Below are 23,165 nucleotides of genomic sequence, written 5' to 3' on the forward strand. Positions count from 1 at the left end.
CGGCGCCGATGACAATTTGTCGCACGCTCGCTTTGTTCGCCTTCTCCTGCCTGCTGCCGATCGAAGCAGTGACAGCCGAGGGCATCACCGTGCATGACGCGCGCGACCGCGACGTCGTGATCGACAATCCGTCGCGCATCGTCTCGATCGGAGGCGCGATCACCGAGATCCTCTATGCGCTCGGCTTCGAGGATCGCATCGCCGGCGTCGATGCGACCAGCCTCTACCCGCCGGCTGCGCTGCGCGAGAAGCCCGACGTCGGCTACATGCGCCAGCTGTCGCCGGAGGGCGTGCTCGGCCTGCACCCGTCGCTGGTGCTCGCGGTGCAGGGCTCCGGGCCGAAGGAGACCATGGACGTGCTCGAGGCGGCCAAGGTGCCGCTGGTGCTGGTGCCGGAGACGTTCTCGGAGGCCGGGCTGGTCGAGAAGATCAGGTTGGTCGGCCACGCCATGGGCGCCGATCCGCGCGCCGCCTGCCTGACCACGGCGGTGGAGAGCGACCTCGCGCAACTGCGTGTGCTGCGTGCCAGGGTGACGAAGCCGGTGCGCGTGATGTTCGTGATGTCGCTCCAGAACGGGCGGGCGATGGTGGCCGGCCACAAGACCGCGGCCGACGAGATCATCCAGCTCGCGGGCGGCGTCAACGCCATCGACGGTTACGACGGCTACAAGCCGGTCAATGACGAGGCCATCGTGGCGGCGAAACCGGATGTCGTGCTGTCGATCGATCGCGGCAAGGATTCGCTGACGTCGGATGCCGTGTTCGCGCATCCAGCCTTTGCGCTGACGCCGGTCGCGGCCAACAAGAGCTTCATCACCATGGACGGGCTCTATCTGCTCGGCTTCGGGCCGCGGACGGCGGCGGCGGCGCGCGATCTCTCCGTCAAGCTCTATCCGGCGTTGGCGCCGGAGGCTGACAACTTCAAGCCGGCAGCGCTGACCGCGAATTGTCGGCAATGAGCGTGCTGACTGAGCGCCGCGGGCGTGCGAAACAACGGCGCGCCGGCATGTCGCTGCGGCCGGCCGCGACACTCACCCTGCTCTGCCTGCTTGCGGCGCTGGCAGGCGCCGCCCTGGTCGCCCTGACGGTCGGGGCCGCCGGGATTCCAATGGCGCGGCTTCCGGCAGCGCTTGGGCTTTGGGCTGATGGTGTCGCCAACCCGCTGCTTGCACGCGACCAACTCGTGGTGTGGTCGATCCGCATCCCGCGGATCGCGGCGGCGGCGATGGTCGGCGGACTCCTTGCCGTATCAGGCGCGATCATGCAGGGCCTGTTCCGCAACCCCCTCGCCGACCCCGCGCTGGTCGGCGTCTCCTCCGGCGGCGCGTTTGCCGCGGCGGCCGCGATCGTGTTCACCGACAGCCATCTCGGCGAAAGCCTGCGCTTCCTGCAACACCAGCTGCTGCCGATCGCGGCCTTTGCCGGCTCGCTGGTCACGACCATCGTGCTTTACAGCATCGCCAGCCGCGGCGGCCGGACCTCGATTGCGATCTTCCTGCTCGCCGGCGTCGCCATCACCGCGATCGCCAACGCGGGCATCGGCCTCCTGGTGTTCATCGCCGACGACCGTCAGCTGCGCGACATCACGTTCTGGATGCTCGGCTCGATGAGCGGCGCGACCTGGACCAAGCTCACGGCGCTGGCGCCGGTGCTGGCGGTCGCGCTGGTCGCCTGCCTCTCGATCGCGCGCGGTCTCGATCTGCTGGTGCTCGGCGAGGCCGACGCTTTCCACGGCGGGGTCGACGTCGAGCGCCTGAAGCGGATCTCGATCGTCATCGTCTCCGCCATGACCGGCGTCGCGGTGTCGATCAGCGGCGTCATCGGCTTCGTCGGAATCGTCGTGCCGCATCTGCTCCGCCTCGTGATCGGGCCGGCGCATCGCCTGCTGCTGCCGGCCTCGGTGCTATCAGGCGCCGTCCTGATGGTCGGCGCCGACACGCTGGCGCGCACCATCGTGGCGCCGGCGGAGATGCCGATCGGCATCCTGACCGCGGCCGTCGGCGCGCCCGTCTTTCTCTTCATCCTGTTGCGGCAGCGCGGGCTGGTGTCGCTATGACGGCCCTGCTCGAAGCGCAGTCGGTATCGATGACGATCGGCAGCACTGATCTGGTCGACGCGGTGTCGCTGCAGATCGGCGCCGGCGAGATGGTCGCGATCGTCGGTCCCAACGGCGCCGGCAAATCGACCCTGCTGCGGATGCTGTCGGGCGACCTGCGCCCGTCGCGCGGGGCGATCAGGCTGAGGCAGCGTGACCTGCAAACCTACCGACCACTCGCGCTGGCGCAGCACCGCGCGATGCTGTCCCAGCACATCAACGTCACCTTCCCGTTCACGGTCGAGGAGATCGTCAGCATGGGCACCGGCGAAAGCCCGCGTGCCGTCACGCGGGCACTGGTCGAGGCGGCACTCGACGAGGTCGGGCTCGCGCGTTTCCGTTTCAGGCAATTGCCGACGCTGTCAGGCGGCGAGCAGCAGCGCGCCCATTTCGCCCGCGTGCTGGTGCAACTCGCCTGCGGCGAGACCGAGCACGGCCCCGGGCTTTTGCTGCTGGATGAGCCGACCTCGAGCCTCGATCTGCGTCACCAGATCGACCTCGTCGAGGCCGCGCGCCGCCGCGCGGCGGCCGGCACCGCCGTCATCGCGATCCTGCACGATCTCAATCTCGCGATCCGCTTCGCCGACCGCATCCTGCTGCTGCACCGCGGCCGGCTTGTCGTCGACGGCGACCGCGCCGCCGCGATGAAGGCCGAGACGCTGCGCGAGATCTTCGAGATCGACGCTGCGATCGCCTACACCGGAAACGGCGTGCCGTTCCTGCTGCCGCAGACCATGCGGCCCGTTTAGACCCTCATGGTGAGAAGCGCGGTACGCGCGTCTCGAACCAAGAGGCCCGGCTGTTGCTCGCGGCCATCCTTCGAGACGGCCGCCGCGCGGCCTCCTCAGGATGGGATTGCGAGTGAGAGGCGACGTAACGCCGCAAGCCTTATCCCGCCGCAACATCCGCGGTTCACAAAACTGTCAGCCGGCTGTAACAGGCGGCTCGGAGAACACCGCATCGTTTATCCTTTGGGAGATCAACCATGCGCCTGTCCCTGCTCTGCTCCGTCGCCTCGATCCTGCTCGCCACATCGGCGTTCGCGCAGAGTGAGGGCGAATTCCCGGCGACGCTGGCAGGACACGCCGTGATGCCGGCGGAGAGCTTCATTGACGCGCCCGCCGACGCCCCTGATGATCTGAAGAGCTCGGGCAAATATACCACCGGCAAGCGGGTCGACGCGCCTGGCACCGTCATGGGCAAGTCCTACGAGCGTCCCACCGGCGTGTCGCTGCCGTTCAAGGGGCAGCCGCTCCAGGGGAATTCGGGCATCAAGACCATGCCCGACGGCAGCTTCTGGGTCATCACCGACAACGGCATGGGCGCGCGCGCCAACTCGCCGGATTCGATGCTGTACCTGAACCGCTACAAGATGGATTGGGCGAGCGGCAAGATCGAGCGACAGGAGACCATCTTCCTGCACGATCCCGACAAGAAGGTGCCCTTCCGCATCCTGCATGAGGGTAGCCCGAAGCGCTATCTCACCGGCTCCGATTTCGACACTGAAGGCTTCCAGATCGTCGGCGACACCTTCTGGATCGGCGACGAGTTCGGCCCCTATATCCTGAAGGCCGACAAGTCGGGCAAGATCCTCGGCGTGTTCGACACGGTTGCCGACGGCAAGCCGGTGCGCTCGCCGGACAATTGGGCCGTCGCAACGCCCGGTGCGCCAGGCGCGACCTACACCAATGTCAATCTCCGCCGCTCAAAGGGCTATGAGGGCTTCGCCTCGTCGAAAGACGGCAAGTTCCTCTACGGCCTGCTCGAAGGACCGCTGTGGGATGCCGAGAAGAAGGACTGGGAGAAGGTCGACGGCAAGGAAGCCGCCCGCATTCTCGAATTCGACGTCGCCGCGGAGAAGTTCACCGGCCGCTACTGGCAGTATGTGTTCGAGCAGAACGGCAACGCCATCGGCGACTTCAACATGATCGATCAGGCCTCCGGCCTCATCATCGAGCGCGACAACGGCGAAGGCACCGCCGACAAGGCCTGCCCGCAAGGCACCCGCGGCGAGAACTGCTTCCCTGATCTCGCCAAGTTCAAGCGCGTCTACAAGATCGAGCTCTCCGACGCCAATGTCGGCAAGCCCGTGCGCAAGATCGGCTATATCGACCTGATGAAGATCAGGGATCCCGACAAGAAGGCGCGGAAGCCGCTCAACGACGGCGTCTACACCTTCCCGTTCTTCACCATCGAGAACGTCGATCGCGTCGACGACACCCATATCATCGTCGGCAACGACAACAACCTGCCGTTCTCCTCCAGCCGCGATCCCAACAAGGCCGATGACAACGAGTTCGTGCTGCTGGAAGTCGCGGATTTCCTGAAGGCGAAGTGAAGGGCCTGTTGTCGCAGCACGCAATCGTATCGTCGCCCGGCTCGGCCGGGCGACCCAGTATTGCAGAGACGTCCGAATTTAGCGGACAAGCCGCGGCGTACTGGATGCCCCGATCAAGCCGGGGCATGACAGCGAATTTAAACCGGCTATTATCGCCGCACCGGTCAGCGCGCGCGGCAAGCCACGTCACTCCTTCTTCGTCCGGTAATCTCCGAACGTCGTGTCGCGCTGGTCGAGCTGGGCCTTCACGCTGCCGCCGTCGCGGCGGAAGCCCGCCATGTAGGCCTTGCTGGCCTCGGTCGTGAAGGCCAGCGCCTGGATTTCGGTGCCGGCCCGTATCGCGGCGCGGGCGCCCATGATTTCCATGGCGCGGTGGACGCTGCGCTTGTTGAGCTGTTGCAGCTCGATCGGCACTTTCGCCGCGCGCTCGGCGAAATCGAGCGTCTTCGCCTCCAGTTCGGCAAGCGGAAACGACCGGGTCGCATAGCCCCATTCGGCGGCCTCGCGGCCGGACATCGCGTCACCCGTCAACATCAATTCCATGGCGCGGCGCATGCCGACCAGCCACGGGTGATACTGCATGTCGGGCGGGCTCATCAGCCGCACCGGCGGATAGCCGATCTGGGCGTCGTCGGCGACATAGACCACGTCGCAGGCGGTCGCGAGCTCTGTGCCGCCGGCGAGGCAATAGCCGTGCACCTGCGCGATCACAGGCTTTGCGAGATCCCAGATCGAGAACCAGCCCTCGACGACATGGCGCGACCACTGGCCGGGGCCGGATGCCGAATGGTAGGGCTGGTCGACGCGGTTGTCGGCGGAGAGATCGTAGCCCGCCGAGAAGCAGGGTCCGGCGCCGCGCAGGATCGAGATCGAAATCCCGGGATCGCGGTCGGCCTGTTCCAGCACCTCGAAGATCTCGCCGCGCAGGCGGTTGTTCAGCGCGTTGCGCTTCTCGGGGCGGTTCAGCGTGATGCGGCGGACGCGCGGACGCGGATCATCGACGACGATGTGCTGGTAGCTCATGGATCCTCCCGATCTCAGGCTTTGTTGCCTTTGGCAAAGTGATGCCCGAGATCGGGAGGGTTGTCATCGGTAGATGACGCAGGTCCTCATAGCGTTTTCAAGCGAAGTGGGTTCCGGTTCGCGTGAAGAAAATGCGTCAAGCAACAACGCTAGAGCCCGGCACGGGCTCTAGCCCGCCGGCACCATCACGACGCCCTTGTCCTTGGGCCAGCGCATCCGCCAGGCGAAATTGATGTCACGGACCTCGCCGGCCTTGGCCTCGAACGCCCATTCCAGTACGCCGCGCTTGTCGCGCAGATTGGTCGTCGTCGCCGGCGTCGACGAGGGCAGCATCTCGACGACGATGTCCTCGTTCTCGCTGACCGGCAGCTGATCCTCGATCGCGACCTTGATCGGGAAATCATGGCCGTTGCGGATCGTGGTCTTGAACGAACGCTCGTCGGTCTTCGACGTCGTCACGAGCAAGCCGGCCGAGCCCTCGTTGCGCTTGAGCACGGCGCGCTCGATTCTGACCTTGTCGTCGGCGCCGAAGCCGAGCCGCACGATGTCGTCCTTGGCGGCGGTGGCCATCCGGCTGCGGCCGACAAAGATGCCGTCGCGGTAGATCGAGACCTGTCCCGGCAGCAACGGCGCATCGTCGGCCTGCACGAAGCTCGCTTCCAGGAAAGCGGTCGGGTCGATCACCGGAACGGCGCGAACCGCGAGATCGGGGGTGATGGTCGCCGTCGAGATACGCAGGCTCTTTGCGCCCTCATTGGCGGCAACGCTGACGCGGCCGGGGATCTTGAAGGTGGCCTGGAAAGCGCCGATCTCGGCGGTGGCTTCCAGTTCGTCCATGCGTCCCCCACCAAAACGGAATTGCTGAACCGCGTCGGCGGCTGGCGCAGGTGCCAGCGCCTCGCGCGCCCGCATGCTGGCCTCTCCGGACAGCTTCGCCAGCGGCCGCGGCGGCTGCGGATATTGCACGATCAGCGAGCGGAGGTCGGGCGCGTTGCCGCCGCGCGCGACCCGCACGGTGGAAACGACGAGCGCCACGTTCGACCAGTCCTCACCGGTCGACTGGGTGATCTCGGCGCGGCGCACCAGCTCGATCGCGGGCTTGCGGTCCCTGGCGCCGGTATCGAGACGAGCGTCATAGAGCGGCACCCAACGGGCGTTGCGCACCGCATAAGTGACCCGCAGCGTCGCGCGGGTCGCGGCGGCGGAAGCCAGCTCGATCCGTACCTCGAGCTTGCTCGGCGGCTTGGCGGCACGATCGGCTTCAAGGCGCACGATCTCGCGGTCGATGTCACGCTGCTTGCGCGTGGCGTCGCGGATCGCGTTGTCGGCGGTTGCGACTTCATCCCCCACCGCTGAGAACGCGGCGCGCCACTCGCTCACCGGACGCGCCTCGCCCTTCTCGCCGATCCCGACCGGCGCGGCCTCGGCGAAATGTTCGACGAATTTGCGCCGCGCCTCGGCCGACGAGATGATCCCCTGCAGATCCTCGCGCTGATCCTTCAGCACCTCGATCCGCTTGTCGATCTCAGGCAGGTTCGCCGGCTCCAGCGGGCGCGGGTGCCGTGCGTCGATGGCCCCGATCGTCAACCGGCCGCCCGCCTCGCCCTCCACTCGAAGCGAGCCTGTATCGAGCTCCATCGGGAAATCCCTGGCGATGAGGGTGTTGTCGCCGGCAGGCAGGTCCAGCGTGATGACGCGGGTGACGCTCGCGCCATCGGGATAGACGGTCACGGCGTCGACCTGCGAGGCCGCATCGAGATTGGCCGCATGCAGCGGCCCGGCAACCAGCGCACCCGCCAGCACCAGGCTGGTGGTCACTAGATAATTCGCAATCCTGCACATGACATCCCTCCGGAAAAACGCCGCATCGCGCGCGAGACGAACGGCGCGCCGGGCTCGAGGGCGCGCCGTTTCTGCTCGTGAGACGCAGCGAGGAAGGGACTGGTTCGATTGAGGTTTCCCTGCGGCGCGACGATGGCGCCGCAGCGGCTGCCGCATGGCGCGGCGATGTCTTCGGGCTCTAGCGATCCGCCTTGCGCCGGATGAACAGATAATTCGGCACGAAGCCGGCCAAGGTGATCGCGATCATGATCCACCAGCCGCGCTGAAACGCCGCGATCCGCTCGGTCATCGAGACCGGCGTTGCAAGGATCGCGACAAAGATCGCGACGCCGATCGCCAGTGCCGCCTGCCGGATCATGTTGATGACGCCCGAGCCGGTGGCAAACGACGACGGCGGCAGCGCGCCGGCGCCGACGCCCATCAGGGTCGGAAAGGTCAGCCCGACGCCGATACCGATCAGCATCACGCCCGCGACGACGGCAGGCGCATTGGGTTCGGCCCCGAGCAGCGTCGCCCAGATCGCGAGGCCGGCCGCGAACAGCACGATCCCGGCGGAGACGACGGCCGCGGCGCCAAACCGCGCAATCAGCCGGCCGGCAAACAACAGCGAGGTGATCGGCACCATCAGCGGACCGGGGGCGATTGCAAGGCCGGTCTTCAACGCCGACCAGCCCATACCGTCTGCTCCCACAACGCGCAGGACAGCAGCATGGCGCCGAAGGCCGCCGAATAAGGCGCCATCACCAGCGACGCGCCGGTGAACGGCCTGACCGCGAACAGTGCAGGATCGACGAAGGCATTCCTCGATCTGAGGCAATGCCACGCGAAGGCGGCGAGCGAGACGGCCGCGACGGCAAAGCCGAGCACGACGCCGCGCGAACTCCATCCCCAATCGTTCGCCTTCACGATCGCAAAGGTCAGCGCACCGATGCCGGAGATCACCAGCAGCGCCGCCCATGAACTCGGACGCGGCACGTCGTGACCGGGCACTTCGGGCAATTTCAGCCAGCCGATGATCAGCGCGACCACGCCGATCGGGACATTGACGATGAAGATCCAGCGCCAGTCGAACGTGACCAGGACGCCTCCCGCGAGCGGGCCCAGTGCGGCGGCAAGGCCGCCGATCGCCGTCCAGGTGCGCACCGCCCCGGCGCGCTGCTCGGGCGGAAATGATGCCAGCAGCAGGCCGATCGAGGTCGGCGTCATCAATGCCGCACCGGCGGCCTGCGCCACGCGGGAGACGACCAGGAACTCGACACTGGACGCCAGCGCACATGCGGCTGACGCGGCCGTGAACAGCGCGACGCCGAGCAGGAAGCTGAGATTGCGGCTGTGGCGTTCGGCGAGCCGGCCGAAGAACACCAGCAAGGCCGCGTAGGCAATGGCATAGGCATTGAGGATCCAGGACAGATCCTCAAGCGAGGCGCCGCGAAATTCCTGCGCGATGTTCGGCAGCCCGACATTGACGATGAACAAATCGAGATTGGCGAGGCAAATGCCGACCGACACGATCGCAAGCACCTGGCGCGGGGTTGCGGTGGCGACGCCGGACCGCGGCCGCGCATCAGGTTCGACGACCAGATCGATGGTCTCCGCCTCTACCTCCGACATCACACCCTCCAAAATATGTGCATATGCATCTATTGTCATTAGGTGCATATGCATGTATCTGTCAAGTCCATCGGAGGCAGCGATGGCGAAAACGGAACCCAGCCGGTGTAATCTCACGGCGTTGCGCAAGGCGACGCGGCGGGTGTCGCAGCTTTACGATCAGGTCCTTGCGACATCCGGCCTGCGCGGCACGCAACGGGCGATTCTGGTCTATGTCAGGCGGTCGGGCGCGCCGACGATGGGCGAGCTTGCCGCAGCCTTGGTGCTCGACCGCACTGCGCTCAACCACAACCTCAAGCCGCTCGAGCGCGACGGTCTGTTGACCATCATTGTCGACAAGAATGACCGGCGCAGCCGGCTGGTGCGGCTCACCAAGCGCGGCGAAGCCAGGCTCGAGGAATCACAGGCCGCATGGCTCAAGGCGCAGGAGCGTTTCGAGACCGCCTTTGGCGCAAGGCAGGCCGCCGATCTCAGGCAGACGCTCGAACTGATTGCCTCGCTCGAGTTTGACGAGCGCGCGCTCGGCTCACCGGCGAGCTAGCCGGCTCCAAAAGAAAAGCGGCCCGGCGTTGCCGCCGGGCCCCTGGTTCGCACACGATCAGTGTCGATCGCGCTCAGCTGTAGATCTCGAACAGGCCGGCGCCGCCCTGGCCGCCGCCGATGCACATGGTGACGACGCCCCACTTGGCCTTGCGGCGGGCGCCTTCCTGCAAGAGGTGGCCGGTGAGACGGGCGCCGGTCATGCCGAAGGGATGGCCGATCGCGATCGAGCCTCCGTTGACGTTGTACTTGGCGGGATCGATGCCGAGCTGGTCGCGGCAATACAGGCACTGGCTGGCGAAGGCTTCGTTGAGCTCCCACAGATCGATGTCGTCGATCTTGAGGCCGGTGCGCTTGAGCAGCTTCGGAATGGCGAACACCGGGCCGATGCCCATCTCGTCGGGCTCGCAGCCGGCGGTCGCCCAGGCGACGAAGCGGCCGAGCGGCTTCAGCCCGCGCTTCTCCGCATCCTTGGCTTCCATCAGCACCACGGCGGCGGCGCCGTCGGAGAGCTGGCTGGCATTGCCGGCGGTGACGAACTTGCCGGGCCCCTTCACCGGCTCGAGCTTGGCGAGACCTTCCAGCGTGGTCTCGGGCCGGTTGCACTCGTCGCGGTCGACGACGTAGTCGACGATGCTCTCGGCCTTGGTCTGCTTGTCCACGACCTTCATCCTGGTCTTCATCGGGACGATCTCGTCCTTGAACTTGCCGGCCTGCTGCGCCGAAGCCATGCGGCGCTGCGACTCCAGCGAGAACTCGTCCTGGTATTCGCGGCTGAGCTTGTAGCGCTCGGCGACGATGTCGGCGGTGTCGATCATGGCCATGAAGATGTCGGGCGCGACCTTGAGCAGTTCCGGGTCGACCGATTCCTTCGGGGTGGCGCCGCCGGGGATCGAGATGCTCTCGACGCCGCCGGCGACGATGCAGTCGGCGCCATCCGAGCGGATCGAGTTGGCGGCCATCGCGATGGTCTGCAGCCCCGAGGAGCAGAAGCGGTTCACCGAGACGCCGGCGGTGGTCTTCGGCAGGCCGGCGAGCAGCGCGGCCTGGCGGCCGATGTTCGGCGCGCCATGGGCGCAATTGCCGAGATAGCAGTCCTCGACATAGTCCTTCTCGACGCCGGCGCGGTCGACCGCGTGCTGGATGGCGTGGGCCGCGAGCGACATCGGCGGCGTGATGTTGAACCCGCCGCGGCCGGATTTTGCCAGGCCCGTGCGCGCATAGGAAACGATGACGGCTTCACGCATTGTTTTCTCCCTCTGAGATGACGGTCATTGTGGCGCGTCGTGGCCCGTTCGTACACATTTTTCGTCGGGCGCAACAGCAATACCGGACGCCCCGGAACGACAAACGCCGCCTCCGGGACCGGAGACGGCGTCATGTTCCGCAGATCGGAATTTGGATATGCTTGAGCGGTATCTTGTTCGTCACGTTCCGGGGACGACGAGAACCGCTCAAACAACGTTTAAAACATCGGCGCCCTAAAACGTCGGCGGCTCAGAACGTCAGTGGATCAGAACGTCAGCGCCTTGGCCTGCTTGACCTGCGGCAGGGCCTGCACCTTGGCGAGCAGGTCCGCCGGCACTGCGCCGTCGACCTCGACCAGCGCAATGGCATCGCTGCCGGGCGCGACGCGGCCGAGATGGAAGGTGGCGATGTTGATCTTGGCGTCGCCCAGAAGGCTCGCGAACTTGCCGATGAAGCCCGGCTTGTCCTCGTTGGTGACGTAGATCATGGACTTGCCGAACTCGGCGTCGACACGGATGCCCTTGATGTCGACGAGGCGCGGCTTGCCGTCGGCATAGACGGTGCCCGAGACCGACCGCTCCTGCCGCTCGGTGGTGACCGTGACGGTGATCAGGCTCTCATAGTCGCTCTGGGCGGCGCGCACGATCTCGTCCACCACCATGCCGCGCTCCTTGGCGACGACCGGCGCGGAGACGACGTTGACCTCGCCCAGCATCGGCCGCAGCAGGCCGGACAGCACGGCGGAGGTGATCGCCTTGATCTTCATCTCGGCGACGTGGCCCTCATAGGTGATCTCGACCTTGAGAATGCCGGTCTCGGTGAGCTGGCCGGCGAAGGAGCCGAGCTTCTCGGCAAGCGCGATGAACGGCTTCAGCTTCGGCGCTTCTTCGGCCGTGATCGAGGGGAAGTTGACGGCGTTCGAGATCGCGCCGGTGAGCAGGTAATCCGACATCTGCTCGGCGACCTGGAGCGCGACGTTCTCCTGGGCTTCGGTGGTGGATGCGCCGAGATGCGGCGTGCAGATCACGTTGGGATGGCCGAACAGCACGTTCTTGGTCGCGGGCTCCTCGACGAACACGTCGAAGGCGGCGCCCGCGATGTGCTTGGAGTTGAGCGCATCAACCACCGCCTGCTCGTCGACGAGGCCGCCGCGGGCGCAGTTGATCAGGCGCACGCCCTTCTTCATCCTGGCGATCGCAGCCGCGTCGATGATGTTCCTGGTCTTGTCGGTGAGCGGAGTGTGCAGCGTGATGAAATCGGAGCGCTTCAGCAGGTCGTCGAGCTCGACCTTCTCGACGCCGATGTCCTTGGCGCGCTCCGGCGACAGGAACGGGTCGAACGCGATCACCTTCATGCGCAGGCCGAGCGCGCGGTCGGCGACGATCGAGCCGATATTGCCGCAGCCGACGACACCGAGCACCTTGCCGGTGATCTCGACGCCCATGAAGCGGTTCTTCTCCCACTTGCCGGCCTGGGTCGAGGCGTCGGCCTGCGGGATCTCGCGGGCCAGCGCCAGCATCAGGGTGATGGCGTGCTCGGCGGTCGTGATCGAGTTGCCGAACGGCGTGTTCATCACGATGATGCCCTTGGCCGTGGCGGCGGGAATCTCGACATTGTCGACGCCGATGCCGGCGCGGCCGATCACCTTCAGCTTCGCCGCCTTCTCGAGGATCTTGGCGGTTGCCTTGGTCGCCGAACGGATCGCAAGGCCGTCGTAATTGCCGATGATCTCGGCGAGCTTGTCCTTGTCCTTGCCGAGGTTGGGCTGGAAGTCGACCTCGACGCCGCGATCCTTGAAGATCTGCACGGCGGCGGGCGAGAGCGCGTCGGAAATGAGAACTTTGGGTTTGGTCATCTCGATTGTTCCTTTGCCCTGCGGCGGGCGGGTCTCCTGGACCGATCTGGTGAAGTCTCTGATCACTTCTCCCTCTCCCCGCTCTTGCGGGGAGAGGGTTGGGGTGAGGGGCAGCCACAGGCGAGGTGCTCGTGGAGAGAGCCCCTCACCCGGATCGCTGCGCGATCCGACCTCTCCCCGTAAGAACGGGGAGAGGCGAAGAAAGCAATCACGCCGCCTTGGGCAGAGCGGCCTTGGTCTCGGCGAAGGCCCAGTCGATCCACTGCGTCAGCAGCTCGACGTCCCTGGCCTCGACGGTGGCGCCGCACCAGATGCGCAGGCCGGCCGGCGCATCGCGGTAATAGGCGAAGTCGAAGCCGGCGCCTTCCTTCTCGACCAGCGCGACCAGCTTCTTGCAGAAGTCGGCCTGCACGTCCGCCGAAAGCGAAGTGATCGCGGGATCAGTGAACTTGAGGCACACGGAGGTGTTGGAGCGGATCGAAGCGTCCTTGGCGAGGAAGTCGATCCAGGGCGTCTTCGCCTTCCAGTCGGCGAGCACCTTGGTGTTGGCATCGGCACGCGCGATCAGCGCCTTGAGGCCGCCGATCGACTTGGCCCAGTTCAGCGCGTCGAGATAGTCCTCGACGCAGAGCATCGAGGGCGTGTTGATGGTCTCGCCGACGAAGATGCCTTCGTTGATCTTGCCGCCCTTGGTCATGCGGAAGATCTTCGGCAGCGGCCAGGCCGGCTTGTAGGTCTCGAGCCGTTCCACCGCGCGGGGCGACAGGATCAGCATGCCGTGCGCGGCCTCACCGCCGAGCGCCTTCTGCCAGGAGAAGGTGACGACGTCGAGCTTCGGCCAATCAAGAGCTTGCGCGAATGCGGCGGACGTCGCGTCGCAGATGGTCAGGCCCTCGCGGGTCGCGCTGATCCAGTCGGCGTTCGGCACGCGCACGCCTGAGGTGGTGCCGTTCCAGGTGAAGACGACATCGCTCTTGGGATCGACCTTCGACAGATCGGGAATCTCACCGTAAGCCGCATTCAGCTTGGTGACGTCCTTGAGCTTCAATTCCTTGACGATGTCGCTGACCCAGCCCTCGCCGAAGGATTCCCAGGCGAGCGTGGTGACGGGGCGCGCACCGAGCAGCGACCACAGCGCCATCTCGACCGCGCCGGTATCGGAGGCCGGCACGATTCCGATGCGGTAATCGGCGGGGACCTCGAGCACTTCGCGCGTCAGGTCGATGGCGAGCTTGAGCTTGGTCTTGCCGATCTTCGCGCGATGCGAGCGGCCGAGCGCTGCGTCCTTGAGATTTTGGGCGTTCCAGCCGGGGCGCTTGGCGCAGGGACCGGAGGAGAAATGCGGCACGGTGGGCCGCGAAGCGGGCTTCGCTACAGTCATGATCTACCCTTCCAGATAGCTGCCTCTCGGTGGGGAGAGGTTTCCCGCGGTCGGGGATAGTGGAAAGGTACCCAAACGTCAAGAAAGTTCGGACTCGTCTGGAACAATCCGGGCATCACGGCTGATTGATGGGGCGTCCTCGACCTGCTGGATCGTCTCCTGATCGAGCAAATCTGCCGCCAGGGTCATGATCTTAACGGCCCTGCGCCGGCTCGATACTTTCAGAATGCGCTTCTCGCCGGCCTGCACGATGTATTCGTTGCCGACCCGCACGATCGAATAATCCGACATTCCAATCCCCAGTTGCCCGTCGCCCCGTGGGAGACGTCCGACATACCGGACTCGTTCCGACCCGTAAAATCACGGAGGTCGGCTTAGTTTATTGGCTGTTAACCGGATCGCAGACTATCCGCTGCCGCAGGTATTGCCCGGTAGATGGCACAACTTCTTGCGCGCGTGTCAAAAGCGAATCGTCATCCCGACATGGCTGCGTGCGAACCCGAGCCGTTCATAGAAGCGCTGCGCGTCGACGCGCGTCTGATGCGTCAGCAGTTCGACGAGCATGCAGCCTCGCGCGCGCGCCTCCGTAACTGCCCACTGCACGAGCTTCTCGCCGATGCCGCGGCTGCGGCAATGCTTTGCAACGCGAACGTCCTCGAGCAGGCCGCGCGAGCCGCCCTGCGAGCTGATGCCCGGCAGAACCGCAAGCTGCAGACAGCCGACGACGCCTTCGCCCTCTCCGTCGACGGCGACGACGAGCTGCAGGTTGGGATCGCGCTCGACCCGCGCGAAGGCCTCGTAATAGCTTTGCGGCAGCGGATCCTCGATCCGCTCGCGCGCACTGCCGAGCGGATCGTCCGCAAGCATGCCGACGATGGCGGCGACGTCTTCGCGGCGAGCGCGGCGGATCGTGATGGATGAAGCTTCAGTCATGGCGGCATTCACCTGAGGTCAGCGGACCGGCGGCAGCGCGAGCACGCGCTCGGCGTCGGCGATCCAGCGACGGATCACGGGATAGCGCGCGAGCTCGAGGCCGCCATCCTCCGCGACACGGGTATAGGCGAGCAGCGAGACGTCGGCGAGCGAGAACGCTTCTCCGACCAGGAATTGCGTGCCCGCCAGATGCCGCTCCAGATGATCGAGCGCGACATAGCCGCGCTTGACGAGGTTCGGATCGATCTCCGAGATGGCCTTGCCGAGATACACGGCCTGAAAGCGGCAGACGGCCACATAAGGCTCGTGGCTGTTCTGTTCCCAGAACATCCAGGCATCCATTTGCGCCGCTCGATAGGGATCGCTCGGGATCAGGTCGCTGTCGCGGGCGAGATAGCGGATGATGGCGTTGGACTGTGCGAGCGTGCGGCCGTCGTCCAGCTCCACCGTCGGCACCTGGCCCCAGCCGTTTCGCTTGAGGAATTCCGCGGTCCGGCTGCCGCCCTTCATGGTGTCGATCTCGACCCATGTGTACGGCAGCGCCAGCCTGTCGCACACCCATTTCACCTTCAGGCAGTTGCCTGAATTGGCGTCGCCGTAGATTTTCATGTGATCGCGCTCCGACCGTGTGGCGACAGAGCAGCAGTCGCTCCCCGATCTGTCAACCGTCGCCGGCTACGGCAGCGGCGATCAGAACTTGTAGCCGGCGCCGACCCGGAAGCTGTTCATATCGACGGTGATATTCTTGACCGCCGCGAAGCGCACATATTCCCACTCGCCGCGGAGAAACAACCCGCCGACCACGCAATATTCAAGCCCGAGGCCCGCGGTCCAGCCGACCGCATAGTTGTTCACCCGCTGCTCCGTCTGGGCGGCGCTGCCTGAGCCCAGGTAGTCGTTATGCTGAATTGTAACGGTGTTGTTGCCGACCGTCTGGGTCTCGGCCCAGGCATCGTACTTGTCAAACGACACCGTCGCCGAACGCGACACGGACATGCGTCCCACCGCAACACCGCCGAACATGTAAGGCAGGAAGTTGCCTGCCGCCCATCCGGCGCGTCCACGGAAGGTCGTGACGTCCTTGACCTGCAAGGCGGCGCTCCCCGACAACGTCGTGTTGTAGGTGTAGGTGTGCCCGCTCGGAGGAGTCTCGCCCTTGGGATTCACGATCTGCCGCGTCATCGAGTCGCCCGCCGAACTTTCGAGGCCGTTCAGGTAATTGTAGTTGGCCTCGACGCCGAGCACGACGTCGTCCCATTGCCAGTTGCGGCCGACGAACGCGCCGAATCCGTTGCTCTGCGCATGGTTCTTCGGCAGCAGGCCCCAACCCGAAACCGGGTCGGCCAGAACGCTCTCGCGCAGCATGAAGGAGGTCATCGCGCTTGGCGCGTGGCTGAAATCGATGTCGCCGGAGGTATAGCCGATCTGGCCGCCGACATACCATCCTTCCCAGTTTCCGCTCCTGCTCGGTGCATCGACATAGGAGCCGCGCAGGATCGGAAAGTCCGGCAGATCGGCAGCCTGTGCGCCGGTCACCGTTCCAATCATCATCGCCGCCAGCACCAACCTACGCATTGCAACGCTCCATCCACCGCACCGATTTCGCGTTGATCATCGCCTGTTAACCTTAACCAATCGTTGTCGCCGCCCGTTTTTGAGCACGCAAGTTGCAGAAGCTCGCGACACGACGCGCAAAGAAAAACGGCGCGGGCTGGTCCCGCGCCGTTGCAATCGTTAACCGTGAAGGCTGGAAATTAACCCTTGCGGATCAGCGGCGGAGGCGGCGGCGGCACGTCGCAGCACGGCAAGTTGAAGCGCACGCCGAGCTTCACGTCCTGCGAAGTGATGTCGCGGTACTGGAAGCTCGAGGGACCGACCGGCGTGCCGTCGAAGAAGTGACCTTGGCCGTGGCCGGCAGTGCCCATGTCGAGGTAGCGATAGGCCAGTTCAACCGTGAAGTTGTTGGTGACCTTGTAGGCGACACCGGCATGCAGCGCCCAGGCGAAGTTGGTCTTGGTGGCGCCATCGGCGATGAAGGAGCTGGTCAGGCCCGACCCGCTCGGGAACGTCGCGACGTCGGAAAAGGCCGAGGTCTTGATCGTCGCGGCACCGACACCGGCACCGATGAACGGGGTCAAACAGCCCCAGGTGCCGAGATCAGCGTAGACGTTGACGAGGCCAACCCAGCTCTGGATGCCGCCATGATAGGCGTCGCTCAGCGGGCTGGGACCGGGGAACGTGAAGAAATCGGTGCCGTTGAAGCTCACCTTCGAGCGATACTCACCGGTGATGTCGGCGCGGAACCAGTTGTTGAACTGATAGCCGACGCCGATGCCGTAGAGCACGCCGCCGTCGAAGCCGTGGCCATACTGGTTGAAGGCGGTGCCGGCCGGCAGTGTGTCGTAGGCGTTAACGTGCAGCTTGGCCTGGGTGTTGGTCATGCCGATGTCGCCGCGCAGATACCAGCCGCCGAAATCGTGGACCGGCGGAGGAGCATACGCCATCGGAGGTGGCGGCATGATGGGCATGTCGGCGGCGAACGCCGCCGAGGACAACAGAGATGCCGCACCGGCGGCAATCAGGGTCTTTACGCTACGCATTGGCTTCGTCCTTTTGGGCCAAGTGAGGCGACACGAAAGCCCCACGTCGGAAACTCACGCCCCGGACGATGGCAGCAAATGTTTAAGCGCCACTTAACCCTAATTTTTAAGGTTGATTTTTTCTCACCTTTTTCTGCGGCTGTCGCTTATGGGTCCATAAAATGGCGCAGGAGGCGGCGAAACATCGCGATCCCGCCACAAGTGCTAATGAAGCGTTGACGCATGGGTGCCGGTCGCAGGGCACGCGAGCCGCGTGTGTTAGCGAATGCTTAACGCGGGCGTCGCGTCTGCGGCCGAGCGTTCAGCGCACGGCGTTCGGCATCTTCGGCAGGAACACCGCGAGCAGCCCGATCGCCGGCAGATAGGCGCAGACCTGGTAGACGAACTCGATCGAGGTGTGGTCGGCGAGCTTGCCCAGCACGGCGGCCCCGAGACCGCCGATGCCGAACGCGACGCCGAAGAACACGCCGGAGATCATGCCGAAGCGGTGCGGTACCAGCTCCTGCGCGAACACGATGATCGACGAGGTCGTCGAGGAGATGATCAGGCCGATGGCGACGCTGAGCACGGCGCTGGCGTAGAGGCCGGCATAAGGCAGCGCCAGCGTGAACGGTAGCGCGCCCAGGATCGAGATCCAGATCACGATCTTGCGGCCGAAGCGGTCGCCCAGGGGACCACCGAGAAACGCACCCACGGCGTTCGCGGCGAGGAAGATGAAGAGATAGATCTGGGCTGCCTGCGTCGACACGCCGAAACGATCGATCAGGTAGAAGATGTAGTAGCTCGACAGGCTCGAGACGTAGAGCTGCTTCGAGAACAGCAGCGCGACGAGCACGGTCAGCGCGATCTTCACGCGCCGCTGATCCGGATGGTCGGGATGCCGCGCGATGGCGGCCGCCTTCTTGCCCGATATCTGCGGCTTGTACCAGATGCCGATGCGCCAGAGGATGAGGATCGCGAGGAACGCGATCGAGGAGAACCAGGCGATGCTGCCCTGACCGAACGGCACGACGATCAGCGCGGCGAGCACCGGTCCCATCGAGGTACCGAAACTGCCGCCGAGTTGGAACACCGACTGCGCAAAGCCGTAGCGGCCGCCGGACGCGAGTCGCGCGATGCGCGCCGACTCGGGGTGAAACACCGCCGAGCCGAGGCCGACCAGGGAAGCCGCGATCAGGATGACGCCATAGGTGTGCGCAACGCTGAGCAGCAGCAGGCCGAAGAAGGTCGAGGCCATGCCGATCGCCAGCGAATAGGGTTGTGCCTTCTTGTCGGTGTAGTGCCCGACCACCGGCTGGAGCAGCGAGGCCGTGAACTGGAAGGCCAAAGTGATCATGCCGATCTGCGCGAAGTCGAGCGCGTAGGTGTCCTTCAGGATCGGATAGACCGAGGCGATCAGCGACTGCATGGTGTCGTTGAGGAAGTGCGAGACGCTGATGCCGGCGAGCACGACGTAAGCCGGCCCTGCCACGGCCGCTTTCGCAGCCTGCGCAGCCGTCAACTCCGGCACCAGCACCGGCTCGCCCAGTGCCTCTTCGCTTACGACGGGCTTGTTCAATGCAGCATTCCCGGACGGATTCGCAGAAAAATACCTCCGTGTCGTACGACGCGGAGGTGAGGCGGACCAGTTGCGCTAGCCGATGGCTGCGATGCGCTGTGGGTCAGCGATGCTGAATCAAGATCCATCTCCGTCATCCCCGCGCAAAGGCTCCGCCTCTGCGCGGGGATGACGGAATTGGCAGCTACGCCCTGGAGAATCAGCAGTCCTACGCCGCGGCGGCGTGGCCGAGTGCGCTGACGATGGTGTCGACGACGTCCTCGACCAGGATGCGGTCCTCGCCCTCGCCCATGACGCGGATCACGGGCTCGGTGCCGGAAGAACGGATCAGCAGGCGGCCGTGGCCGTTGAGGCGCATCTCGCCGTCGGAGATCGCCGACTTGACGTCGGAATCGTCGAGCGGCTTGCCGCCCTTGTGACGGACGTTCTTGAGGATCTGCGGCAGCGGGTCGAATCGGTGGCAGACTTCCGAGACCGGCCGGCGCAGCTTCTGCACCACGGCCAGCACCTGCAAGGCAGCCACGAAACCGTCGCCGGTGGTGGCGTAGTCGGAAAGGATGATGTGACCGGACTGCTCGCCGCCGAGATTGTAGCCGCCGTTCAGCATCTGCTCGAGCACGTAGCGATCGCCGACCGGCGTACGCACCATCTGCAGCCCGAGACCCTGCAGGAAGCGCTCCAGGCCGAGATTTGACATCACGGTGGCGACGATGCCCGGGCGCGACAGGCGTCCATCCTCTTTCCAGCTCTGCGCGATCACCGCGAGCAGCTGGTCGCCGTCGACGATGTGGCCGCGCTCGTCGACCAGGATGACGCGATCGGCGTCGCCGTCCAGCGCGATGCCGATATCGGCGCGCATCTCGCGCACTTTCTTCGACAGCGCTTCGGGCGAGGTCGAGCCGCATTCCTTGTTGATGTTGAAGCCGTCGGGCTCGACGCCGATCGCCACCACGTCGGCGCCCAGCTCCCACAGCGCTTCCGGCACCACCTTGTAGGCGGCACCGTTGGCGCAATCGATAACGACGCGCAGGCCATCGAGCGACAGGTCGCGCGGCAGCGTGCGCTTGGCGAATTCGATGTAGCGGTCGTGCACGCCGTCGATGCGGCGGGCGCGGCCCAGGCTCGCACTTTGTGCCAGCCTCCTGTCGAGAGATTCGTCGAGCAGCTGCTCGATCTGCTTCTCGACGTCGTCGGAAAGCTTGAAGCCCTGCGGGCCGAACAGCTTGATGCCGTTGTCCTCGAACAGATTGTGCGAGGCCGAGATCATCACGCCGAGATCGGCGCGCATCGACTTGGTCAGCATCGCGACCGCCGGCGTCGGCATCGGGCCGACCAGCAGCACGTCCATGCCGACCGAGGTGAAGCCTGCGACCATCGCGTATTCGATCATGTAGCCGGACAGGCGGGTGTCCTTGCCGATCACGACCCTGTGGCGGTGGTCACCGCGCTGAAACGCAAGGCCTGCGGCCTGGCCGACCTTGAGCGCGAGCTCCGGCGTGATCAGTCCGTTGGCGCGGCCCCGAATCCCGTCCGTCCCGAAATATTTGCGGCTCATATAACCCCCAACACGGACCTCTCGAACCACCCGGCGAGAGAGTCCTGAACGCCTACCAGTCTAGCGTGCATCGGCCTTATAGACTGCCAGGCGCTAAAAGGACTTCAAAAAATATGATGAATCATTACCGGGGCAAAACCCCGTGCTTCGACATTAAAGCACTGAAAGGTATAACATTATTACTCTTTCGGCAACCAGGGGAGCGAACGTCGTCTCCTACCCTTTGCCGTTCCGCTTGACGTGCTGGTCGCCCTTGCTGGGGGCCGGCTGGGTGACATTGACCGGGTCGGAACCCGGAAACGTCTCCTCCAGCCCCTCTTCGAGGGCCTCGTCGAGCCGGCGCTTTTCGGCGCTCTCGTCTGCTTTCGGCTTGGAGCCTGATTGGGTCATCGCGCTCTCCCATCCGTCTTCGATTTGGCAGCTCCCCCATCCATGCTAGATGACGGCAAGATCGAACACCCGCAAGACTTGCTGCCTAAAACAAGGCTCGCGACATCGAACTTGCGACACAGAAGAAGGGCCGGGACCGTCCATGAAGCACATTACCTGCATCGAAGACCTGCGCCAGCTGCACAAGCGCCGGGTGCCGAAGGCGTTTTTCGATTATGCGGACCGCGGCTCCTACACCGAGGACACGCTGCGCGCGAATTCGGAAGATCTGCAGCAGATCAAATTCCGCCAGCGCATCCTGGTCGACGTCTCCAAGCGCGACACCTCGACCACGATCCTGGGCGAACCCTCGACCATGCCGCTGATGCTCGCGCCCGTCGGCCTGCTCGGCATGCAGCACGGCGACGGCGAGATCCACGCCTGCCGCGCCGCGCAGGCCGCCGGCATCCCGTTCACGCAATCGACCATGTCGATCTGCTCGATCGAGGACATCGCCGCCAATGTCGAGAAGCCGTTCTGGTTCCAGCTCTACGTGATGAAGGACCGCGGCTTCATCAAAGCGCTGATCGAGCGCGCGATCGCGGCGAAATGCTCGGCGCTGGTGCTGACCGTCGACCTCCAGGTGATCGGACAGCGCCACCAGGACATCAAGAACGGCATGACGGTGCCGCCCGAATGGTCGCTGTCGAAGCTGATCGATTTCGCCACCAAGCCGGCCTGGGTGTCGGGCGTGCTGCAGGGCAAGCGCCGCACCTTCGGCAACATTGCCGGCCACGTCAAAGGCACCGAGGATCTGACGAAGCTGTCGGAATGGACCGCCTCGCAGTTCGACACCTCGCTGAACTGGAACGACATCGACTGGATCCGCTCGATCTGGCCGGGCAAGCTGGTCCTGAAGGGCATTCTCGACGTCGAGGACGCCGAACTCGCCGCAAAGACCGGCGCGCAGGCGATCGTGGTCTCCAACCATGGCGGCCGTCAGCTCGACGGTGCACCGTCCTCGATCGAGGTCCTGCCCGAAATCGTCGACACCGTCGGTGACAAGATGGAGATCATGTTCGACGGCGGCATCCGCTCCGGCCAGGACGTGATGCGCGCGCTCGCGCTCGGCGCGAAATCCTGCATGATCGGCCGCGCCTATGCCTATGGGCTGGGTGCCGGCGGCCAGGCCGGCGTCGCCAAGGCGATCGACATCCTGGGCAAGGAGCTCACCACCACGATGGGGCTGTGCGGCGTCAACACCATCGCCGAGATCGACGATCACGTGCTGGCGGTTTAGCGCGGAGCGGCAGCCTCTCTCAACACGTCGTCCCGGGCAAGCGAAGCGCGACCCGGGACCCATAACCACCGATGGCCGTCGTTTCGCAGCGCTGCGGGCGACAGCGCGCTTCAACAACTCAACCCTGTGGTTATGGGTCCCTGCTTTCGCAGGGACGACAGCGGGGCCTGTTCAGCATCACATCGGCGGCGCGATCCCGTCGCGGCCGACGTTGACGCGGTTGGCTTCCAGCGTGCCGTCGTCCTTCTTCACCGCACCGAAGATGATGATCTTGGCGCCCGGCTTCAGCTCCGACTTGTCGCCGGCGACGAAGGTGACGACCGGGGTGCCCGGCGGCACCACGACTTTCTTCTCGCCGTCCTTGTACTTCACCGTGATGTTCTGGCCTTCGGTGCCCTTTACGGTCTCGGCGACGGTGGCGTTGGTCATGGTCGAGTTGGCGCGCAGGTCCCAGGGACGAAAGCCTTCGGCGGCGCCGCGCTGGTTTTCCGGGAAGATATGAACCGCGATCGCCTTCTGCGTTCCGTCGGGCTCGGGCATCGCGGTGACGCCGATATAGGAACCGGGCTTGATCTCCGACAGGTCGGTCCTGGCGACGCCGAACACCGCGACGTTGTCGGTGGTCCGCACCTTCATGTCGGCGCCGTCGCGCGACTTGATCGACAGCATCGCGCCGTCGACGGCCTCGATGGTGCCGCGGATGCGCACCGCCGGCGGCTGCTGCGCGGATGCAGCCGAGGCAAAGGCAACAAGAAGCAATGCGGCGAACAGCGTCGATTTCGGCATGGTGTCCCTCATGGGTTGGGCTGGCGGATGAAGGAACACCGGGGAATTGGTGGTATTCCGTGCAAGCCACAACTTCTCGCGGAAGCAACGGCTCGCACCAGAGCTACGCGCCGGACGAGGGGACTGTTACT

Annotated in this window: 22 protein-coding genes; 6 read left to right on the top strand and 16 right to left on the bottom strand. The window is 65.2% G+C overall.

Annotated elements, in window-relative coordinates; genetic code table 11:
* The first annotated feature begins 8 nt into the window (after positions 1-8).
* From RX327_RS34200 to RX327_RS34215, 4 genes are all read left to right on the top strand, one after another.
* Positions 9-959, top strand: coding sequence for a hemin ABC transporter substrate-binding protein (locus RX327_RS34200; protein WP_317248517.1), 951 nt, complete (start codon positions 9-11; stop codon positions 957-959).
* Positions 956-2,056 (top strand): FecCD family ABC transporter permease, encoded by a 1,101-nt coding sequence (locus RX327_RS34205; protein ID WP_317248518.1) that lies wholly within the window; start codon positions 956-958, stop codon positions 2,054-2,056. Before RX327_RS34200 ends, RX327_RS34205 begins: the two co-directional genes overlap by 4 nt.
* The gene (locus RX327_RS34210; RefSeq protein ID WP_317248519.1) at positions 2,053-2,844 is read left to right on the top strand and encodes a heme ABC transporter ATP-binding protein; all 792 of its coding nucleotides are present in this window, start codon (positions 2,053-2,055) and stop codon (positions 2,842-2,844) included. The genes RX327_RS34205 and RX327_RS34210 overlap by 4 nt, the downstream gene beginning before the upstream one ends.
* A 236-nt stretch (positions 2,845-3,080) precedes the next feature.
* A complete protein-coding gene (locus RX327_RS34215; protein ID WP_317248520.1) occupies positions 3,081-4,433 on the top strand; it encodes an esterase-like activity of phytase family protein in 1,353 nt (450 codons plus the stop codon).
* A 186-nt stretch (positions 4,434-4,619) separates the two neighbouring features.
* On the opposite strand, the gene RX327_RS34220 is transcribed toward RX327_RS34215, so the two are convergent.
* The 4 genes from RX327_RS34220 to RX327_RS34235 all read right to left on the bottom strand — a co-directional run bounded on the left by RX327_RS34220 (position 4,620) and on the right by RX327_RS34235 (position 8,909).
* Positions 4,620-5,456 (bottom strand): enoyl-CoA hydratase-related protein, encoded by an 837-nt coding sequence (locus RX327_RS34220; RefSeq protein ID WP_050382765.1) that lies wholly within the window; start codon positions 5,454-5,456, stop codon positions 4,620-4,622.
* Between the two features lie 168 nt (positions 5,457-5,624).
* Positions 5,625-7,298, bottom strand: coding sequence for a mucoidy inhibitor MuiA family protein (locus RX327_RS34225; protein ID WP_317248521.1), 1,674 nt, complete (start codon positions 7,296-7,298; stop codon positions 5,625-5,627).
* A gap of 178 nt (positions 7,299-7,476) precedes the next feature.
* The gene (locus RX327_RS34230; protein ID WP_317248522.1) at positions 7,477-7,974 is read right to left on the bottom strand and encodes an MFS transporter; all 498 of its coding nucleotides are present in this window, start codon (positions 7,972-7,974) and stop codon (positions 7,477-7,479) included.
* Positions 7,956-8,909: an MFS transporter gene (locus RX327_RS34235; protein WP_317248523.1), complete on the bottom strand. Its 954-nt coding sequence runs from the start codon at positions 8,907-8,909 to the stop codon at positions 7,956-7,958. Before RX327_RS34235 ends, RX327_RS34230 begins: the two co-directional genes overlap by 19 nt.
* Positions 8,910-8,991: 82 nt before the next feature.
* On the opposite strand from RX327_RS34235, the gene RX327_RS34240 reads away from it, so the two are divergent.
* Positions 8,992-9,450, top strand: a complete 459-nt coding sequence (locus tag RX327_RS34240) for a MarR family winged helix-turn-helix transcriptional regulator (RefSeq protein WP_028333508.1) — start codon at positions 8,992-8,994, stop codon at positions 9,448-9,450.
* Between the two features lie 73 nt (positions 9,451-9,523).
* On the opposite strand, the gene RX327_RS34245 is transcribed toward RX327_RS34240, so the two are convergent.
* The 11 genes from RX327_RS34245 to RX327_RS34295 all read right to left on the bottom strand — a co-directional run bounded on the left by RX327_RS34245 (position 9,524) and on the right by RX327_RS34295 (position 20,969).
* On the bottom strand, positions 9,524-10,696 hold the full coding sequence (locus RX327_RS34245; protein WP_239621340.1) for a thiolase family protein: 1,173 nt from the start codon (positions 10,694-10,696) through the stop codon (positions 9,524-9,526).
* A gap of 266 nt (positions 10,697-10,962) precedes the next feature.
* Positions 10,963-12,552, bottom strand: a complete 1,590-nt coding sequence (gene serA / locus RX327_RS34250) for a phosphoglycerate dehydrogenase (protein ID WP_317248524.1) — start codon at positions 12,550-12,552, stop codon at positions 10,963-10,965.
* A gap of 208 nt (positions 12,553-12,760) precedes the next feature.
* Positions 12,761-13,933 carry a phosphoserine transaminase gene (locus RX327_RS34255; RefSeq protein ID WP_317248525.1) on the bottom strand — a complete coding sequence of 391 codons (1,173 nt, stop codon included), beginning with the start codon at positions 13,931-13,933 and terminating at the stop codon, positions 12,761-12,763.
* A 78-nt stretch (positions 13,934-14,011) separates the two neighbouring features.
* Positions 14,012-14,224 (bottom strand): hypothetical protein, encoded by a 213-nt coding sequence (locus RX327_RS34260; protein WP_050382779.1) that lies wholly within the window; start codon positions 14,222-14,224, stop codon positions 14,012-14,014.
* Between the two features lie 168 nt (positions 14,225-14,392).
* Positions 14,393-14,866 carry a GNAT family N-acetyltransferase gene (locus RX327_RS34265; RefSeq protein ID WP_050382780.1) on the bottom strand — a complete coding sequence of 158 codons (474 nt, stop codon included), beginning with the start codon at positions 14,864-14,866 and terminating at the stop codon, positions 14,393-14,395.
* An 18-nt stretch (positions 14,867-14,884) separates the two neighbouring features.
* Positions 14,885-15,475, bottom strand: coding sequence for a glutathione S-transferase family protein (locus RX327_RS34270; protein ID WP_317248526.1), 591 nt, complete (start codon positions 15,473-15,475; stop codon positions 14,885-14,887).
* Between the two features lie 81 nt (positions 15,476-15,556).
* On the bottom strand, positions 15,557-16,441 hold the full coding sequence (locus tag RX327_RS34275; RefSeq protein ID WP_244481690.1) for an outer membrane protein: 885 nt from the start codon (positions 16,439-16,441) through the stop codon (positions 15,557-15,559).
* Between the two features lie 179 nt (positions 16,442-16,620).
* A complete protein-coding gene (locus RX327_RS34280; RefSeq protein WP_317248527.1) occupies positions 16,621-17,466 on the bottom strand; it encodes an outer membrane protein in 846 nt (281 codons plus the stop codon).
* Positions 17,467-17,767: 301 nt separating this feature from the next.
* The gene (locus RX327_RS34285) at positions 17,768-19,024 is read right to left on the bottom strand and encodes an MFS transporter (protein WP_317248528.1); all 1,257 of its coding nucleotides are present in this window, start codon (positions 19,022-19,024) and stop codon (positions 17,768-17,770) included.
* Between the two features lie 208 nt (positions 19,025-19,232).
* Complete coding sequence (gene glmM / locus RX327_RS34290; protein ID WP_317248529.1) at positions 19,233-20,579, bottom strand: phosphoglucosamine mutase; 1,347 nt, start codon at positions 20,577-20,579, stop codon at positions 19,233-19,235.
* A gap of 216 nt (positions 20,580-20,795) precedes the next feature.
* Complete coding sequence (locus RX327_RS34295; RefSeq protein WP_167350366.1) at positions 20,796-20,969, bottom strand: hypothetical protein; 174 nt, start codon at positions 20,967-20,969, stop codon at positions 20,796-20,798.
* A gap of 142 nt (positions 20,970-21,111) precedes the next feature.
* Between RX327_RS34295 and RX327_RS34300 the strand changes: the two genes are divergently transcribed.
* Positions 21,112-22,248, top strand: a complete 1,137-nt coding sequence (locus RX327_RS34300) for an alpha-hydroxy acid oxidase (protein ID WP_317248530.1) — start codon at positions 21,112-21,114, stop codon at positions 22,246-22,248.
* A 177-nt stretch (positions 22,249-22,425) separates the two neighbouring features.
* On the opposite strand, the gene RX327_RS34305 is transcribed toward RX327_RS34300, so the two are convergent.
* On the bottom strand, positions 22,426-23,034 hold the full coding sequence (locus RX327_RS34305) for a hypothetical protein (RefSeq protein ID WP_050383015.1): 609 nt from the start codon (positions 23,032-23,034) through the stop codon (positions 22,426-22,428).
* Positions 23,035-23,165: the final 131 nt, after the last annotated feature.

The organism is Bradyrhizobium sp. BEA-2-5 (assembly GCF_032918025.1).
In the GTDB taxonomy this organism is placed as follows: domain Bacteria; phylum Pseudomonadota; class Alphaproteobacteria; order Rhizobiales; family Xanthobacteraceae; genus Bradyrhizobium; species Bradyrhizobium pachyrhizi.

What these genes read in the sequence shown, in the direction of transcription:
- RX327_RS34295 (WP_167350366.1), bottom strand. Translation starts at nt 20,969, where the DNA reads ATGACCCAATCAGGCTCCAAGCCGAAAGCAGACGAGAGCGCCGAAAAG.
- glmM (WP_317248529.1), bottom strand. Translation starts at nt 20,579, where the DNA reads ATGAGCCGCAAATATTTCGGGACGGACGGGATTCGGGGCCGCGCCAAC.
- RX327_RS34210 (WP_317248519.1), top strand. Translation starts at nt 2,053, where the DNA reads ATGACGGCCCTGCTCGAAGCGCAGTCGGTATCGATGACGATCGGCAGC.
- RX327_RS34305 (WP_050383015.1), bottom strand. Translation starts at nt 23,034, where the DNA reads ATGCCGAAATCGACGCTGTTCGCCGCATTGCTTCTTGTTGCCTTTGCC.
- serA (WP_317248524.1), bottom strand. Translation starts at nt 12,552, where the DNA reads ATGACCAAACCCAAAGTTCTCATTTCCGACGCGCTCTCGCCCGCCGCC.
- RX327_RS34220 (WP_050382765.1), bottom strand. Translation starts at nt 5,456, where the DNA reads ATGAGCTACCAGCACATCGTCGTCGATGATCCGCGTCCGCGCGTCCGC.
- RX327_RS34230 (WP_317248522.1), bottom strand. Translation starts at nt 7,974, where the DNA reads ATGGGCTGGTCGGCGTTGAAGACCGGCCTTGCAATCGCCCCCGGTCCG.
- RX327_RS34205 (WP_317248518.1), top strand. Translation starts at nt 956, where the DNA reads ATGAGCGTGCTGACTGAGCGCCGCGGGCGTGCGAAACAACGGCGCGCC.
- RX327_RS34200 (WP_317248517.1), top strand. Translation starts at nt 9, where the DNA reads ATGACAATTTGTCGCACGCTCGCTTTGTTCGCCTTCTCCTGCCTGCTG.
- RX327_RS34235 (WP_317248523.1), bottom strand. Translation starts at nt 8,909, where the DNA reads ATGTCGGAGGTAGAGGCGGAGACCATCGATCTGGTCGTCGAACCTGAT.
- RX327_RS34300 (WP_317248530.1), top strand. Translation starts at nt 21,112, where the DNA reads ATGAAGCACATTACCTGCATCGAAGACCTGCGCCAGCTGCACAAGCGC.
- RX327_RS34270 (WP_317248526.1), bottom strand. Translation starts at nt 15,475, where the DNA reads ATGAAAATCTACGGCGACGCCAATTCAGGCAACTGCCTGAAGGTGAAA.
- RX327_RS34260 (WP_050382779.1), bottom strand. Translation starts at nt 14,224, where the DNA reads ATGTCGGATTATTCGATCGTGCGGGTCGGCAACGAATACATCGTGCAG.
- RX327_RS34215 (WP_317248520.1), top strand. Translation starts at nt 3,081, where the DNA reads ATGCGCCTGTCCCTGCTCTGCTCCGTCGCCTCGATCCTGCTCGCCACA.
- RX327_RS34245 (WP_239621340.1), bottom strand. Translation starts at nt 10,696, where the DNA reads ATGCGTGAAGCCGTCATCGTTTCCTATGCGCGCACGGGCCTGGCAAAA.
- RX327_RS34265 (WP_050382780.1), bottom strand. Translation starts at nt 14,866, where the DNA reads ATGACTGAAGCTTCATCCATCACGATCCGCCGCGCTCGCCGCGAAGAC.
- RX327_RS34280 (WP_317248527.1), bottom strand. Translation starts at nt 17,466, where the DNA reads ATGCGTAGCGTAAAGACCCTGATTGCCGCCGGTGCGGCATCTCTGTTG.
- RX327_RS34225 (WP_317248521.1), bottom strand. Translation starts at nt 7,298, where the DNA reads ATGTGCAGGATTGCGAATTATCTAGTGACCACCAGCCTGGTGCTGGCG.
- RX327_RS34255 (WP_317248525.1), bottom strand. Translation starts at nt 13,933, where the DNA reads ATGACTGTAGCGAAGCCCGCTTCGCGGCCCACCGTGCCGCATTTCTCC.
- RX327_RS34240 (WP_028333508.1), top strand. Translation starts at nt 8,992, where the DNA reads ATGGCGAAAACGGAACCCAGCCGGTGTAATCTCACGGCGTTGCGCAAG.
- RX327_RS34275 (WP_244481690.1), bottom strand. Translation starts at nt 16,441, where the DNA reads ATGCGTAGGTTGGTGCTGGCGGCGATGATGATTGGAACGGTGACCGGC.